Origin of the sequence: Desulfovulcanus ferrireducens (assembly GCF_018704065.1) — a bacterium.
Taxonomy (GTDB): Bacteria; Desulfobacterota; Desulfovibrionia; order Desulfovibrionales; family Desulfonatronovibrionaceae; genus Desulfovulcanus; species Desulfovulcanus ferrireducens.
The window spans coordinates 1-15601 of the sequence record NZ_JAGUQP010000030.1 but is presented as its reverse complement, the minus strand read 5'-3'; the positions used below and the strand labels follow the sequence as shown (position 1 = coordinate 15601).

The window sequence follows — 15601 nt, the reverse complement described above, 5'->3', positions numbered from 1 at the left end:
CCTTAACCCTTACACCTCAAGCGAGCTATGAAATATAAACGCGTACTAATCAAATTAAGTGGTGAAGCTCTTGCCGGAGACCAAGGTTTTGGCATCGATCCGGAAACCATCTCCTCCATCAGTCAAGAGTTAGTTGAAGTAGCCAACACGGGCGTTCAATTAGCCATTGTCATTGGCGGTGGTAATATTTTCCGGGGGGTTTCTGCTTCCTCTAAAGGGATGGATCGCGCTTCTGCCGATTATATGGGAATGCTGGCTACGGTCATGAATGCTCTGGCTATTCAGGATGCCCTGGAAAAACTGGGGGTGACTACCAGAGTAATGACAGCTATTACCATGCGCGAAGTGGCTGAACCTTATATCAGGCGCAGAGCAATTCGACATCTGGAAAAAGGACGGATAGTTATCTGTGCTGCTGGCACTGGCAACCCCTATTTTACCACAGATACGGCTGCAGCCTTAAGGGCAATGGAGCTAAAAGCAGATGCCATTTTAAAGGCTACCAAAGTAAACGGTGTTTATGATAAGGATCCGGTCAAACACCCCGATGCCAAAATGTTTGACCGCTTAACTTATATAGATGTATTACAAAAAAGACTGAAGGTTATGGACTCTACGGCCATTTCTCTTTGTATGGACAATAACATGCCCATAGTTGTCTTTAATCTCTTTGAAACTGGCAATATAAAACGGATAGTTTCAGGAGAACAAGTAGGAACTATCGTCCAAGGAGGATAACTATGCAGGACGTACTTGATAACTGCAAAAAAAGAATGAAAAAGGCGATCCAAAGTCTGGAAAAAGAATTTAGCAAGCTAAGAACTGGACGGGCCTCCATCACGCTTCTGGAAGACTTAAAGGTTGACTACTATGGCACTTTGACACCTCTCAATCAATTGGCATCCATCTCTACTCCGGACAGCCGCACATTGGCCATCCAACCATGGGATCGCAATGCATTTGGTGAGATTGAAAAAGCCATCATGAAATCTGATCTGGGCCTTAACCCGGTCAATGACGGCAAAATCATTCGCATTAACATCCCCCCGTTGACCGAAGAAAGACGAAAAGAACTGGTTAAAGTAGCCAAAAAATATGCTGAAGATGCCAAAATTGCCATTCGCAATGTCCGACGCGATGCCAATGAGACTTTAAAAAAAATGAAGAATGACAAAGAGCTTACAGAAGATGAAATGCACCGCGGTCAAGAGGAGGTCCAGAAAATTACCGACTCTTTCGTGCAAAAAGTGGAAGAAGTCTTCAATAAAAAAGAAAAAGAAATAATGGAGATCTAAGCTGAGCACAACCAAACTGCCCACACATCTGGCCATAATTATGGATGGCAATGGCCGCTGGGCCAAGCAAAGGGGCCTGCCACGAAGCGAAGGCCATCGTCAGGGAGCGAAGACAGCCAAAAAAATCGTTGAAGAAAGCAGGCGCCTAGGCATTAACCATTTAACATTATATACTTTTTCTAAAGAAAATTGGTCCAGACCCAAGAGTGAAGTTTCTTTTCTCTTTGATCTGCTAAAAAAGTTCCTTCAAGGTGAAGTGACCAGGTTAATGAAACAGGACATCAGGCTGAATATCCTGGGCGAGATTAATGAGTTGCCTCTGGGCACGAGGAATGTAGTTCAGATGGTCTGCACCAAGACCCAAAACAACCGGAGTATGCACCTGAACCTAGCCTTGAACTATTCGGGAAGGGCGGAAATCGTGCGTGCCTGCAAACAGTTATTACAAGAAAATTTCGACCCTGATTCCTTAACAGAAGAGACTTTCAAAGACTATTTGTACACTAAAGGCCAGCCCGATCCCGATCTGATCATTCGCACCAGTGGTGAGTTACGCCTAAGCAATTATCTCTTATACCAAGCCGCGTATGCCGAACTCTATTTCACTCCTGTTTTGTGGCCTGATTTTTCGCCAAAACATCTGCATGCGGCCCTGGAAGATTATGCAGGTCGAAAAAGACGTTTCGGACGCGTTGAAGAATGAAGAGTTTTTCCGCACATCAAAAAAGAATCATTACGGCCCTGATCCTTATCCCTGTTTTGGGATTAATAATTTTTACCGGTGGCCAGGCCATTAATCTCGCCCTTGTTGTGGTTAGCGCCCTGGGATTATGGGAGTTTTACTCTTTTTTCTGGCCGGGAAAAGAAAAATTTTTCTTTAAATTTTTTGGCATAACCCTCGGAACTGTTTTTATTCTTCTCCCATGGACATGGCTCGTAAACCATGCGCTGCTTATTGTAATTATTTCTTTTTGGCTCTTGTGCCTATGCTTCCTGGTGCAATTTAGCCTCATTCAAGACAAGGCTTCCTTTTTTGACTCTTTGATCATCTTTGCCGGACTTTTTTATCTTCCCTTTGCCCTCAAACTGTTTATTCGCCTAAGTCCTCAGGAAATTGTCCTGGTCCTATTGGCCACTTTTGCTTCGGACACCGGAGCTTACTATGTGGGGAGCTGGAAAGGAAAACGCAAGATCTGGCCCCAAATAAGTCCCAAAAAAACCTGGCTAGGTAGCATAGGAGGACTTATTTTATGTACTTTAATCACCCTGGGCCTGGGGCTTACATGGGGAAAAGATATATGGTGGGCGTACTTGATCTTGGGGTTTATCCTGAGCCTGGCTGCGCAACTGGGTGATTTTTTTGAATCGGCGCTAAAACGTTGGGCCAGAGTTAAGGATTCCGGTCGACTTTTGCCCGGTCATGGTGGCATACTGGATCGAATCGACAGCTTGTTACTTTTACTGCCAGTTTATATCATCAGCCAAGAAATTTATCCCATGTTTTAGAATTTACACATTAAAAAATTGATAACTTTCGATATTAAACATTGATAGACTACATTTCTTCTTTAGACATAACCGCAAAAAAAATCACATGGCCCCGTTCCGTTGTCCTCTTGGGGTCAACCGGATCCATAGGTACGAGTACTCTCAAGGTCATAGAAAGGCATAATGAGTCCTTTAAGGTTCTTGGGCTGGCCGGAGCAAGAAACATAGAACTTTTAGCCAGGCAAGCCAGCAGGTTTCGACCCAAATATGTTGCTGTCTTAAATAATGAGCTGGTCGTAAAACTTAAAGAACTCCTTCCCCCGGAATATAATCCACATATTTTAAGTGGCCAGGATGGATACGTACAATTAGCCAAACTGCCTGAAGCAGACTTTGTGCTTTCAGCCATGGTAGGTGCTGCCGGTCTTGCCCCAACCATGGCTGCCGCAGAATCCGGAAAAGTCATTCTTCTGGCTAACAAGGAATCCCTGGTCCTGGCCGGAAATTTAATTCGAAAAATAAGTCAAACTTCGCAGTGCATCATCCTTCCTGTTGACTCTGAACACAATGCCATATTTCAAGCCCTGGCTGGTCACTCCACCCAAGAAGTGGACAAAATTATTCTTACTGCCTCCGGGGGCCCCTTTCGCGGAAAGAATAAAGAATTTTTACAAAATGTGACAAAAAAACAGGCCCTGGCCCACCCCAACTGGTCCATGGGAGCTAAAATCAGCATAGATTCTGCTACCATGATGAACAAGGGACTGGAAATCATTGAAGCACATCATCTTTTTGGTGTAGACTTGGAACAAATCGATGTCCTTGTTCATCCCCAAAGCATTGTCCATTCTCTGGTAGCTTATAGAGATGGTTCATTTCTGGCTCATTTGGGCATTCCTGACATGCAAATACCCATTGCCTATTGTCTGGCGTATCCAGACCGCGTAAGACTTGATTTACAGCCTCTGGATCTAGCCCAGATTGGCACCCTGACCTTTGAGCCGCCCGATGAAAATCTATTTCCCTGCCTTGGACTGGCTAAAAAGGCCCTGATGGCCGGCCCAAGCTATGCTGTCGTGCTCAACGCAGCCAATGAAGTTGCTGTAGAGCTTTTTTTACAGGAAAAAATCGAATTCTTACATATACCAAAACTTATCTCCAGGGCCTTGGATCAACATCAAGGCCAAAAAATAGATTCTTTGCAGGGAATCATGGATTTAGATTTACGTACCCGTAAACTTGTAAAGAATATGGTGACTTGAACCCTAAGAGTAATTCATTTAAATTCTGAATAAAAGGAAATGATTGTTATGCTCCAAAGTGCTATTGCCATAATTTTAGTCTTGGGTCTCCTCATATTTTTCCATGAGTTGGGCCATTTTTTAGTAGCCAGAATGCTAGGCATCGGGGTAAGCACCTTTTCTTTGGGTTTTGGTCCCCGTATTTTTGGCTTTAAGCCTGGCAAAACCGAGTATCGCCTGTCTGCTGTCCCTTTAGGAGGCTATGTCCACCTGGTAGGCGAAACAGCTGAAGCTGAGCTTCCCCCGGGATTTAAGACCAGTGAAAGTTTTGCCCTCCGCTCCCCCTGGCAAAGAATTCTTGTGGTCAGTGCCGGGCCTATCTTTAATTTTGTTCTGGCCTGGCTCATTTATTGGGGAATTTTTTGGGCAAACGGTCAGATACAAATTCTGCCTGAAGTTGGTCAGGTAGCTGAAAATAGTCCGGCTCAGGTAGCAGGCCTTAAGTCCGGAGATATGATCTTAAAAGTAAACGGCCAGGAAGTTGAATATTGGGACGATTTAGCTAAGGCCATCAGGCAAAGCAAGGGAGCCCCCCTGCGCCTGCAGGTCCAGAGAGACAAGGGCGTGATTGAACTAATGGTCAAACCCAAAATCACCAAACGTCGCAATATTTTCGGGGAAAAGATTTTGGTCCCGCAAATTGGCATTACTGCCTCCGGACGAACCGTTTCCATTCCTCTTTCCTGGTCAGAAGCAGCCAGGACAGGACTTGTTCAAACCTGGACTCTGATCAAACTCACCCTTGAAGGCCTGATCAAATTAATTGAGCGTATTATTCCTTTGGATACCATTGGTGGGCCAATTATGATCGCAAAATTAGTCAGCGACCAGGCTCATCAAGGTCTAATCAATGTTCTGGCCTTAACAGCATTAATCAGTATCAACCTGGGCTTACTCAATCTTCTGCCTATTCCAGTCTTGGACGGAGGCCATATTCTTTTTTACACCATTGAAATTATTATCGGACGTCCACTGGATCAAAGGCTACAAAAAATAACCACTAAAATCGGCCTGAGCTTTCTCATCGCCCTTATGGGCCTGGCAGTAGTCAATGATATCCTGCGCTTCTTCAAATAAAGTTAGAACTTAATAACGAAACAATACTCCCTGCCTAGCAGGCTATAAGGGCAGACATCCCCGGCGGCGGGTTCCCCGGATAGACTCCATGAACTCAACAAACGCAAAAAACGCAATATTAGCGGTCAATGGAGCAGAAGCCTCCCTGCAGTTGGTCCTTGGCCACAATCAAACCGTACTCCTGGCCCAGGAGATTCACGCTCCTGGACAGGCTATGAAATACTTGGCCCCTATCTTACAACAAGCTTTAGACCTTTTAAATCTGGAGTTTTCCGATTTAAATGGTCTGGCTTATGTACGCGGCCCAGGAAGTTTTACCGGGCTGCGCCTGGTGCTGGCACATATTTTCGGCCTGGCTAGAGGATGCAATCTACCGGTGGCCGCGCTGGATTACCTGCCACTCCTGGCCCAGGGTCCGGGACCTTTGCTAACAGGCGAACTCTGGGTGGTAACCCACTCCAGACGTAATCAAGTGTACGCCCAGGGTTTTGAGGTGCCCGAAGTAAAGGCCATCTCGGAGCCAAAGGCCATGAGCTTAGCTCAGTTAGAAAAAATTCTTAACATGAGACCTAAAAAAGTCTATCTTTTGGGAAGTGGTGTACGAAAAAATCAGGTTCTCCAGCAAAATAACTCCTGGGAAATTTTGCCCAGTTCTTGGGATAAACCTCTACCTGATATACTATTAGCCAAGGGGAGTCAGGCCAAATTTACCAAAAAAATGATCCCTCCCCTATATTTACGGCCATCAGATGCCGAAGAAAACCTGGCCAATATAGCACAAAGCAGGGGAGTGGACCTGGAAGAAGCACGAAAAATCGTAAATCGTGATTCGTAATTTGTTAAAAAATAAAGTGAAGTTGCCCGAACACAAAATTTAGGGATAGGGAATAAGGGGTACGGGTTAGGGAAGATTGCTTGAACCCCTCTTTTATTATTAACCGCAGACCCACGCAGACGGACGCAGACAAGTGCTCCCGGCGACTTGCCGGTCGCACTGTTAGTCCCGGCCTGAAAGGCCGGGAAGGATATTTGAATTTCGACTTTTATCGTATCGGATACGGCTGTCATTACACCCAGAAAGTGATAGTTACTGATCCTAACCACGGCCTTTTAGGCCGTCAGGTTTTTGTTCGGCAAAGTCTGCCGAACAAAATGAAAGTTGTCTGCGTTAGTCTGCGTGGGTCTGCGGTTAAAAAAGTACATTTTAGACTTTTTCCCGACAGGTGCAGATAATGGTTACGCTCTCTCCTAGCCTTGAAGACTACTTGGAGATAATTTTTTTACTTGAATCTACCAAGTCCGAAGCCCGGCCAAAGGATATTGCCAATCGTCTTGGAGTACAAAGGGCCTCGGTTACCGGAGCCTTACGCAGTCTGGCTGAAAAGAGGTTGATAAATTATCAACCCTACAGTTCAGTCACTTTGACTCCAGAAGGTTTTAGACTGGCTGCGCGCATTGTCCATAGACACAAGGTCCTGACCGAATTCCTGGAAAAATTTCTTGGCCTCCCTTCTGATGTTGCCGAGGCCAATGCCTGCCGTATGGAACACCACATCGATGACGAGGCTCTGGAAAGATTGATCCAATTCATCCAATTTGTGCAAAACTGTCCGCGTACAGGGGACGACTGGCTCAAGGCCTTTACTCGCCTCTGCTCAGACCCTGGCAAATGTTCTAACTGCCAGGCTTGCGTCCAAAAATGCCTGGACGCCCTTGATTGAATTACTGTACTTAAATACGCCTGCCCAAAATATAAGGTTCGGCCACAGGCTTATAAATCCGAAAACCTTTTGTTTGTGTACAAAATTGGATACCGGTCAGCACCCTTCCCCCAACAACCCAACAAACGCAAAAAAATCCTAAAGTTATTCCTCAATAAGCCGATTATTAGAGTAAAGTATAAGGATGGCAGGGAAGCCATTCAAAAACATTCAAGGAGGAATAGCTATGTCTTTAGTTGTTAATCACAATTTAATGGCCATGAATGCGTCTAGAAACTTGTCCATGGCTTATGGCAAACTGGGTGTGTCCACCAGAAGGTTGTCATCGGGTCTCAGAGTAGGAACAGCAGCTGATGACGCTGCTGGCCTAGCAATCAGGGAGCTTATGCGCTCTGATATTGCGGCTGTTAATCAGGGTATCCGTAACGCCAATGACGCCATTTCTCTGATTCAAACCGCTGACGGCGCCCTACAAACTATTGACGAAAAATTGATCAGAATGAAAGAGTTGGCCGAGCAGGCCGCAACCGGTACCTACACCTCAGATCAAAGGTTGCTCATTGACTCTGAGTACCAGGCCATGGCCTCAGAAATTACCCGTATCGCCAACGCCACAGATTTTAACGGCATTTATCTATTAAATGGAAATCTGTCACAGGCCGGAGATCAATCTACATGGACCTCTGACGGAAGTGGGCTGGATGCAACTGGTGCTCTGCGCGTCCACTTCGGAACCGCCAACGATAGTGCGGAAGATTACTATCACGTTGCTATTGGGCTTTCGACTGCATCTGCCTTTGGTTTAGGCCTCAATGCTGACACAGCAAGATCCGACTATGTAGGTGGAGCCTCCATCTCCACACAGAGTCTCGCTCAGGCCGCTTTGGAGGGCATCCAACAGGCAATCGTCTCAAAAGACCATATTCGAGCCAGCCTTGGTGCGCTTCAGAATAGACTTGAGTCCACAGTTGCCAATCTCCAGATCCAGGCAGAAAATCTGCAGGCTGCTGAGTCTCGTATATCTGATGTGGACGTAGCCACAGAAATGACCGAGTTTGTCCGTCAACAAATACTTACTCAGTCCGCTGTGGCCATGCTATCTCAGGCCAATTCCCTGCCCAGGATGGCCTTGCAGCTCATAGGAGGATAACTATTTATATTCATTAACGAGTCAAAGGCCGGGCCGGAATGGTTCGGCCTTTTTTGGTTCAGGCATTTAATTTGCAGATGTTTTGAGGTACAGGCAAAATTTTCTCCAGGAGACACACGATGGTAGCGGAAACCGATTATCTCACTTCCGGACAAATACATTTCACCGGCCTTGGTTCAGGTACGGATTTTGAGACCATGATCCAAAAGCTGGTGGAGATAGAAGGCACACGGATAAAAAGGCTGGAAGCCCGGAAGCAGGATATACAGGCAAAAATTGATGCCTTTCAGGAATTAAACTCATCCATGCTCAGTCTAAAGTCAACATTATCGGGCATGGATACGATGAAAGAATTTTTTATCAAGACCGCTACTTCAAGCAATGAAAGCCTCCTAACAGCCTCAGCAAGCAGTGATGCAGAAGAAGGCACCCATACGATAGACATCAATCAACTGGCCCAAAATGATATCGAAATGAATAACAATGGGTATTCAGATTCGAGCGCTGTCATTAACAGCTCGGGCTCTACAAAAATATTTTCATATACCTACAACTCCACTACTGTTTCCATCGATGTTCCTGATGGCACTACCCTTGAGGGATTAGTCAACCTGGTGAACCAGGATGCAGATAATCCGGGAGTCAGGGCCTCATTGATTTTTGATGGGACTAATTATTATTTTCAACTCCGGGGCCTGGACCTGGGCGATAAATATGAAGTAACCATTGAGACAGATGCCACCGATCCTTTAACAGGCTTTACCACTACTGATTTTACAGAAACTCAGGATGCGCAAAACTCCCAAATCAGAGTTGATGGTTGGCCTACTACTACCTGGATTGAACGAGAAACCAATTCTATAGATGATGTCATTACCGGCCTTACTTTAAATCTGAAAGATACCGGAACTGTAAAAATTACCGTAACCAATGACAATGAAGCCATTAAGGAGCAAATACGCACGTTTGTCGACCAGGTAAATACTATATTAACTTTGATTAAAGAACAAAGCAAAGTTGATCCTGTCTCACAAAAAGGCTCCGTGCTTACCGGCAACTATGGCCTAAACATGATACAGGAGCAGATAAAAAATATTTTAGCCGCCAAAGGGATAGGCTTTGACTATAACGAAGACACTTATCCTTCACTATCCAATATAGGGATCACTACTGATGCACAAACAGGGTCTCCAACTCTAGGACTCCTTTTATTAGACGAGAGTAAACTTGATGAAGCACTGCAAAAAGATCCTCAGGCCGTTGCTGAAATCTTCAGCGCCGACCTCGTGCCAGCAACCAATACATCAAATTTCCGCTACTATTCCCATATCGATGGGCTAACAGAGGGTGGGATATATGATGTTACTTATAGTGTAGATTCAACAGGGGCCATAACATCTGCTACGATTGACGGAGAACCCGCCAGCATATCAAATAATATTATCACATCAATGAACGGGTCATCAAAAGGTCTGGCTATCCAGGTAGATAACCTGACACAGGGAGACTACTCTGGCCAGATAAGGCTAAAAAAAGGTAAAACAGGTGAACTGATTGAGAAACTGGAGGAATTAACTGATTCGTATAACGGGCCTCTGCATATTATGGAAGATAATTACAATGATACAATAGACAACCTCGATAAAAAAATTGCATGGGAACAAAAACGGATAGACAACTTCGAACGTTCTATGCGCAACAGATACGCCAGATTAGAGGCTTTACTAGGTTATTATGACAGCTTGAGCAACGCACTTTCAGCACAAGTCAGCTCACTATCCACCAAAAGTAAATAAACATAATTTAAACTCTATAGCTTCTAAAATGCTTGGCAAACCCAACTACTAAAGTAAATTAAGGAGGAAATATATGCAAACTGCAGCCAGGGCCTATCTTCAAACCAAAGTTAACACTACGACTAAAGAAGAACTGGTGGTCCTTCTTTTTGAGGCAGCCATCAAATTCCTTCAACAAGCTAAAGAAAAGATAAAAGAAAATGATTTCGCTGAAAAAGGTATCCTTATCTCTAAAGCTTTGGACATTATTTCTGAACTTAATGGTAGCTTGAACACTGAAAAAGGGGGTGAGGTTGCAAAAAATTTACACAATCTTTATTATTATTGTCAGACCAGGTTGCTGATAGCCAATCTGAAAATGGACTGCGAGATTATTGATGAAGTCATTGGCATCCTGAAAAAAATTGGCTCGGCTTTTGCCGAAATAGTGCAAAAAAGCAAACTTGCCCACCCATAAACCACCAGCAGATTGCTCTATCTCTGGACACTCCTGCCAAAAGTCGAAATTTGCTCTGCGAGAACAGACACTTTGCATTATGAAACGGTGAAAAGGTGAACCGGGGATAATGAAACTCAGAGAAAAAATAATTTCTCTCTTTCCCCTTTCACCTCTTCACCGTTTCTCCTTTCACCTCCCAGGACATTATTTAAACTTGATTATCTATAAATGAATAATTAAGCTTGTTTTTTGAATTGATGAGCATTATCATTTATATCAACGATAGTTTTTTTACTGACAACTAAAATCCTTGCCTGAGCAAAGACAGGGAGACACAATGCGTATTACCTGCCCCAACTGCCAGTTTAGCCAAGATATCCCAGAGGAAAAGATCCCTCCCAAGGCAGAACAAGCCACTTGTCCTAAATGCAGACATAAGTTTAAGTTTAGAGACTTAAGCTCATCTTTTAAGCTTTCCGAAGAGCCAGAAGCCACTCCGATAGAACAAAATGATAAAGCAACAGAGAAAAGACAATCTGACCTGGAGGGAGAAAACAAGGAAAACATCTGGGAAAAATTAGAGTCCATGGCCGAAGGTACGGAGCAAAAAAAGGTAGATAGAGACAGTCTCGCAGAAGACGAGGCGGATATCCCCTGGGAACATTTGGAAAAATACGGTTTTTTCCCGGGCCTTTTCAAAACCATAAAAGAAGCCATGCTCTCTCCAGCAAACTTTTTTGCCCGAATGAAACTCACAGGTTATAGTAAGCCTCTTGTATTCTATCTTCTTCTAGCCGAAGTGCAGGCCATTGCCAATTTTATCTGGCAGATGGTCGGACTTATGCCCATGATAAGCTCCCAGGGTTATGCGGTTCCGGGGATGGGTATAGTTGGCCTTGGCTCGGCAGTGATCCTTATCCTCTACCCCATTTTACTAACTATATTATTATTCATGGTTGTCGGCTTCAATCACCTTTTCCTTGTACTGGTCCGGGCCGGAACAAGTGGCTTCCAGGGCACTTTCAGGGCAGTGACCTATGGTAGTGCACCAATGATCCTGGCAATTATCCCCTTCATTGGTCCCCTGCTAGGGGGGATTTGGGCCATGGTGGTCACGGTTATCGGATATAAAAATATTCACCGCACAAGTTATGTCAAAGTCTTTATAGCTATGTTCTTGCCCATAATTTTAGGTATCGTCTTAGGAGTAATTTTACGATTCTCATCCTCTTTTTAAGACCTGACTAATGAGTACGTGAGATAGAATATGTTTAACCGACTCAAAAAATTATGGCAGCAACATCGAGAAAAAAAAGAGCTCAGAAAAAGCATCGAGCCTCTAGAATTTCAGAAAATGGCCCAGGAAATCCTGATTATGGCTGAAATTGCTGCCCAGATCCTGCCCGAAGACAACCAGGTTCAAAACAGGATCAAAAAAATCAAACAGGATGTGGAAAAGTTACAAGTCCTGATCCAAAACAGAGAGTTTAAAAAACTTTCCTTTGATACCAGGCTAGAGTTAAAGCATAGTTTGGAGGCTTCCAAGGTAATGTTGGAAGAAAGCATGCATCTGGCCTTGCCTCCGACCAATCTTTTACAATAAAAAAATTAAAATTTTTTAAGAGGACATTATGATAGGAATTTCAAAACTTTATTGTGCCAATATTGAACCATCTGATGCCTTGCGCTATGGACGAAAGTCTAAAGAACTACCGTCTCATCTTTTACAGTTTTCCAAAGATAAAAAGCCTGTGGTAGTCTGGAATATGACCCGCAGATGTAATCTGAAGTGTGTCCACTGCTATGCACGGGCAGTTGATCCTGAAGGTAAAGACGAGATTTCCACGGAGCAGGCAAAACAGATCATCGACGACCTGGCGGCTTATGGCGCTCCAGTAATGCTCTTTTCTGGTGGTGAACCTCTGGTCCGGCAAGACCTGACAGAGCTGGCCCACTATGCAGTAGGCAAAGGTATGCGCGCGGTGATTTCCACCAATGGCACCTTGATTACCAAGGAAAAAGCCAAAGAATTAAAAGATGTGGGCCTGTCTTATGTGGGCATTTCCCTGGATGGAGGCGAGGAAGTACACGACCGCTTTCGAGGCGTTCCCGGAGCCTTTAAAAAGGCCCTGGAAGGCGTGGAAAATTGCCAGGCCGAAGGTCTGAAAGTAGGGTTGCGCTTCACTATCAACAAAAGAAACGTGGGAGAAATCCCCAAAATTTTTCAATTACTAGACGATATGGAAATCCCCCGCGTCTGTTTTTACCATCTTGTTTATTCGGGACGTGGCTCCGAACTAATCAAAGAAGACTTGGGGCATCAGGAAACAAGGGACATGGTTGACCTGATCATGGATGAAACCAAAAAGCTTTTTGACGCAGGAAAACCAAAAGAGGTCCTGACCGTTGATAACCATGCCGATGGCCCCTACGTTTACTTGCGGCTTCTTAAAGAAAACCCTAAGCGGGCAGAAGAAGTGTACGAGCTTTTGCAATTTAATGAAGGAAACAACTCCGGTCGAGGCATTGGCTGTATTTCCTGGGATGGCAGCGTGCATGCGGACCAATTTTGGCGCAACCACACCTTTGGCAATGTTCTGGAAAGGCCCTTCTCTGAGATATGGGATGATCCAAATATCGAACTTTTGGCCAAACTGAAAACCAAAAAAGCCTATGTAAAAGGTCGGTGTGCCTCTTGCCGCTTTTTAAACATTTGTGCTGGAAATTTTAGGGCCAGGGCAGAGGCCTACTATGGAGACATCTGGGCGCCAGATCCGGCCTGCTACCTTACTGATGAGGAAATTGGGATAAAATAAAAAACAGGGAGAGAAAAAACATGTCTGGCTTTTATCGGGGACGAAGACTCAGGCGTACAACCGAGATCCGGGAACTAGTTCGGGAAACAGAGATCAGGCCCAAAGACCTGATTCAACCCTATTTTGTGGTCGAGACTGAAGACAAAAACTTTGCCTGTGAAGTTCCTTCCATGCCTGGACAATATCAGCTGTCAATACCCAAGCTTCTGGATAAGATTGGCCAGGCAGTGGACAATGGGCTCAAAAGCTTGATCCTCTTTGGAATTCCTGCCCATAAAGATGAGACAGGAAGCCAAGCTTATGCTGAAAACGGAATTATCCAGCAGGCAGTAAAGGCTATCAAGGATAAATATCCCCAGCTTGTTGTCATCACTGATGTCTGCTTGTGTGAATATACGTCACATGGTCATTGTGGGCTGATAAAAGACAGGTATGTACAAAATGACCCTACTCTAAAACTCCTGGGCCAAACTGCCCTCTCCCATGTCCGGGCAGGGGCAGACATGGTTGCGCCATCGGACATGATGGACGGACGGATTCAGGCCATAAGAGCTATCTTGGATGAAAACGGTTATACTGAAATCCCCATCATGTCCTATGCGGTCAAATACGCATCAAGCTTTTACGGACCATTTCGTGATGCTGCAGGAAGCGCTCCGCAATTTGGGGATCGCAGATCCTATCAAATGGACCCGGCCAATTCAGTAGAAGCCATGCGTGAGGCCCAGGCAGATATCGACGAGGGTGCAGATATTATTATGGTCAAACCTGCCCTGCCTTACCTGGATATCGTACGCAAAATAAGAGATAATTTTTTTGTCCCGGTAGCAGCTTATCAGGTCAGTGGAGAGTATAGCTTGATCAAGGCAGCTGCGGCCCAAAACTGGGTGGATGAAAAAGGTATAGTTATGGAGAGCCTGATTTCCATTAAGCGGGCTGGGGCAGACCTGATTCTTTCCTACTTTACAGAACAGGTCCTTAAATGGATCAAGTAATGCCCCTTATGATTTGAGCACTAAATCATACACCTTTTCCACGCGGGCAAACACTGCTGACCAGGAATAAAATTTTAATAAGTCCCCGACCTTGGTCAAATCTAATTGAGGTTCTCTTTGTGCGCCTCTGATTTGCTTTTTTAAGCACTGAACAAGGTCATGGATAAATTTCTCTTCGTCCTCTTGAACAGGAACATCGACCTGCTGAAGCCTGGGTAGAGGAACAAGACTAATATAACCGCTAACTTTTCTATTTCTACCCAGCACCTCCAGTACTCCGGGCAAATTCGTGGCTACTAAACGACAGCCACATGCCAGGGCCTCCAACAAGACTAAAGGCAGGCCCTCAAAAAATGAAGGAAGAATAAAGATATGGCCTTGTTTCAAGACCCTGGCCAACTCTTGCTGTGAAATCAGGCCATAAACCCTGCACCTGGGACCAAACTTTTCAGCCAGCTTTAAGCAAGTTTCCTTTTCTGTCCCGCTGCCGCCCCCGACAAGATGTAAGACAAATTCTTCTCCATCATCCAACAGCCTTAAAAGAGCCCTCAACAACCACGGAACACCCTTTGCTCGGCTGAGTTTTCCAGCATAGACCAAATGTACCGGTGGAGGAGTTGGCTTTATCTCCGGACAGAACAAATCATCATTGTACCCTGCACCGACCACATGAATTTTTCTCTCTTCAATCTGATAAAAACGAACAATATCATCTTTTTGCGCTCGACTTAAAGCCAAAACCGCATCAATTTTTTGGCATGGACCCAAGACCCTTTCTTGCAGATGAGGACAATTTTGGAACTGGCGCAGATCAGATCCATGACAGGTAGTTACCTGGGGTAAATGGGGGAAAAGCTCCCGCACAAGAGCTGATACCAGCCACAAGTGATGGGTGTGGATAATATCAGGTTTAAAGGTTTGCACCATGTTCTCGAGTTTGGCAGCAAAACATTTTTCATAGGCTTCCAGTTCGTCGCTGCTTAAATCGCAAAACCGTTTACTGGGGTAAGGCATGACATCGCTCATACCCACAATGGGAAAAGAAAGGTCCTGGCCTTGAAAATAGACATAAGAAGAGCATTTTGGAGCCAGTTCAAAATCGGTTAAATCTTCCCCTTTTGGCAACCCTGCCAATAGATAATTCTTGTATCCCTTTTTAATAGCCTCCCTGATCATGGCCCGGATATAGATACCGCTTCCGGTTGAATCAGGGCGCTGACTCAAAACATGTAGTATCCTCATTCACATGCTCCTTTAGAACCTATGGCCGAACCCTATTTTAACCGCTGATTGAAAGTCATGGTTTCTGAAATGCATTACAAAACGGCTCGGATAACCCAATCTTGAGTTTTGCCTGCGAAAAAGACAGAGCATCGGGGTGATTAGGCTAAACATTTTGCGAGACTTACCATAACTATCTATAGTTTAAATTGAGCAATTATTTTGCAGTTCAAACTTTGAGATTGCTTCGCTACACTTTGTTCCACTCGCAATGACAGGAGCGAGATTGTCATTGCGAGGGC

17 protein-coding genes are annotated in these 15601 nt (G+C 44.8%); 16 read left to right on the top strand and 1 reads right to left on the bottom strand.

Annotated features, from left to right (window positions below; all coding sequences use genetic code 11):
- The first annotated feature begins 27 nt into the window (after window positions 1-27).
- The 16 genes from pyrH to hemB all read left to right on the top strand — a co-directional run bounded on the left by pyrH (window position 28) and on the right by hemB (window position 14078).
- Entirely contained in the window at window positions 28-738 is a 711-nt protein-coding gene (gene pyrH / locus KFV02_RS09995; protein ID WP_252381411.1) for a UMP kinase, read from the top strand.
- 2 nt (window positions 739-740) lie between these two features.
- A complete protein-coding gene (gene frr, locus KFV02_RS09990; RefSeq protein ID WP_252381410.1) occupies window positions 741-1295 on the top strand; it encodes a ribosome recycling factor in 555 nt (184 codons plus the stop codon).
- 1 nt (window position 1296) lies between these two features.
- Window positions 1297-1998 carry an undecaprenyl pyrophosphate synthase gene (uppS, locus tag KFV02_RS09985; protein WP_289510145.1) on the top strand — a complete coding sequence of 234 codons (702 nt, stop codon included), beginning with the start codon at window positions 1297-1299 and terminating at the stop codon, window positions 1996-1998.
- Window positions 1995-2801, top strand: a complete 807-nt coding sequence (locus KFV02_RS09980; protein WP_252381408.1) for a phosphatidate cytidylyltransferase — start codon at window positions 1995-1997, stop codon at window positions 2799-2801. Before uppS ends, KFV02_RS09980 begins: the two co-directional genes overlap by 4 nt.
- Before the next feature lie 41 nt (window positions 2802-2842).
- Window positions 2843-4045, top strand: coding sequence for a 1-deoxy-D-xylulose-5-phosphate reductoisomerase (locus tag KFV02_RS09975; protein WP_289510144.1), 1203 nt, complete (start codon window positions 2843-2845; stop codon window positions 4043-4045).
- A 48-nt stretch (window positions 4046-4093) separates the two neighbouring features.
- Window positions 4094-5161, top strand: a complete 1068-nt coding sequence (gene rseP / locus KFV02_RS09970; RefSeq protein ID WP_252381407.1) for an RIP metalloprotease RseP — start codon at window positions 4094-4096, stop codon at window positions 5159-5161.
- Window positions 5162-5249: 88 nt separating this feature from the next.
- Window positions 5250-5996 carry a tRNA (adenosine(37)-N6)-threonylcarbamoyltransferase complex dimerization subunit type 1 TsaB gene (tsaB, locus tag KFV02_RS09965; RefSeq protein WP_252381406.1) on the top strand — a complete coding sequence of 249 codons (747 nt, stop codon included), beginning with the start codon at window positions 5250-5252 and terminating at the stop codon, window positions 5994-5996.
- An 80-nt stretch (window positions 5997-6076) separates the two neighbouring features.
- Window positions 6077-6394 carry a hypothetical protein gene (locus tag KFV02_RS09960; protein ID WP_252381405.1) on the top strand — a complete coding sequence of 106 codons (318 nt, stop codon included), beginning with the start codon at window positions 6077-6079 and terminating at the stop codon, window positions 6392-6394.
- On the top strand, window positions 6394-6882 hold the full coding sequence (locus KFV02_RS09955) for a metal-dependent transcriptional regulator (RefSeq protein ID WP_252381404.1): 489 nt from the start codon (window positions 6394-6396) through the stop codon (window positions 6880-6882). Before KFV02_RS09960 ends, KFV02_RS09955 begins: the two co-directional genes overlap by 1 nt.
- 226 nt (window positions 6883-7108) lie before the next feature.
- Complete coding sequence (locus KFV02_RS09950; protein ID WP_252381403.1) at window positions 7109-8032, top strand: flagellin N-terminal helical domain-containing protein; 924 nt, start codon at window positions 7109-7111, stop codon at window positions 8030-8032.
- A 119-nt stretch (window positions 8033-8151) separates the two neighbouring features.
- Complete coding sequence (gene fliD / locus KFV02_RS09945) at window positions 8152-9828, top strand: flagellar filament capping protein FliD (protein ID WP_252381402.1); 1677 nt, start codon at window positions 8152-8154, stop codon at window positions 9826-9828.
- A 73-nt stretch (window positions 9829-9901) separates the two neighbouring features.
- Entirely contained in the window at window positions 9902-10285 is a 384-nt protein-coding gene (gene fliS, locus KFV02_RS09940) for a flagellar export chaperone FliS (RefSeq protein ID WP_252381401.1), read from the top strand.
- Between the two features lie 319 nt (window positions 10286-10604).
- Window positions 10605-11504 carry a zinc-ribbon domain-containing protein gene (locus KFV02_RS09935; protein WP_252381400.1) on the top strand — a complete coding sequence of 300 codons (900 nt, stop codon included), beginning with the start codon at window positions 10605-10607 and terminating at the stop codon, window positions 11502-11504.
- 30 nt (window positions 11505-11534) lie between these two features.
- Window positions 11535-11870, top strand: a complete 336-nt coding sequence (locus KFV02_RS09930) for a hypothetical protein (RefSeq protein ID WP_252381399.1) — start codon at window positions 11535-11537, stop codon at window positions 11868-11870.
- A 28-nt stretch (window positions 11871-11898) separates the two neighbouring features.
- Window positions 11899-13083, top strand: coding sequence for a 12,18-didecarboxysiroheme deacetylase (gene ahbC, locus KFV02_RS09925; protein WP_252381398.1), 1185 nt, complete (start codon window positions 11899-11901; stop codon window positions 13081-13083).
- Window positions 13084-13103: 20 nt separating this feature from the next.
- Window positions 13104-14078 carry a porphobilinogen synthase gene (gene hemB / locus KFV02_RS09920; protein ID WP_252381397.1) on the top strand — a complete coding sequence of 325 codons (975 nt, stop codon included), beginning with the start codon at window positions 13104-13106 and terminating at the stop codon, window positions 14076-14078.
- Between the two features lie 6 nt (window positions 14079-14084).
- On the opposite strand, the gene KFV02_RS09915 is transcribed toward hemB, so the two are convergent.
- Window positions 14085-15320: a glycosyltransferase family 4 protein gene (locus KFV02_RS09915; RefSeq protein WP_252381396.1), complete on the bottom strand. Its 1236-nt coding sequence runs from the start codon at window positions 15318-15320 to the stop codon at window positions 14085-14087.
- Window positions 15321-15601: the final 281 nt, after the last annotated feature.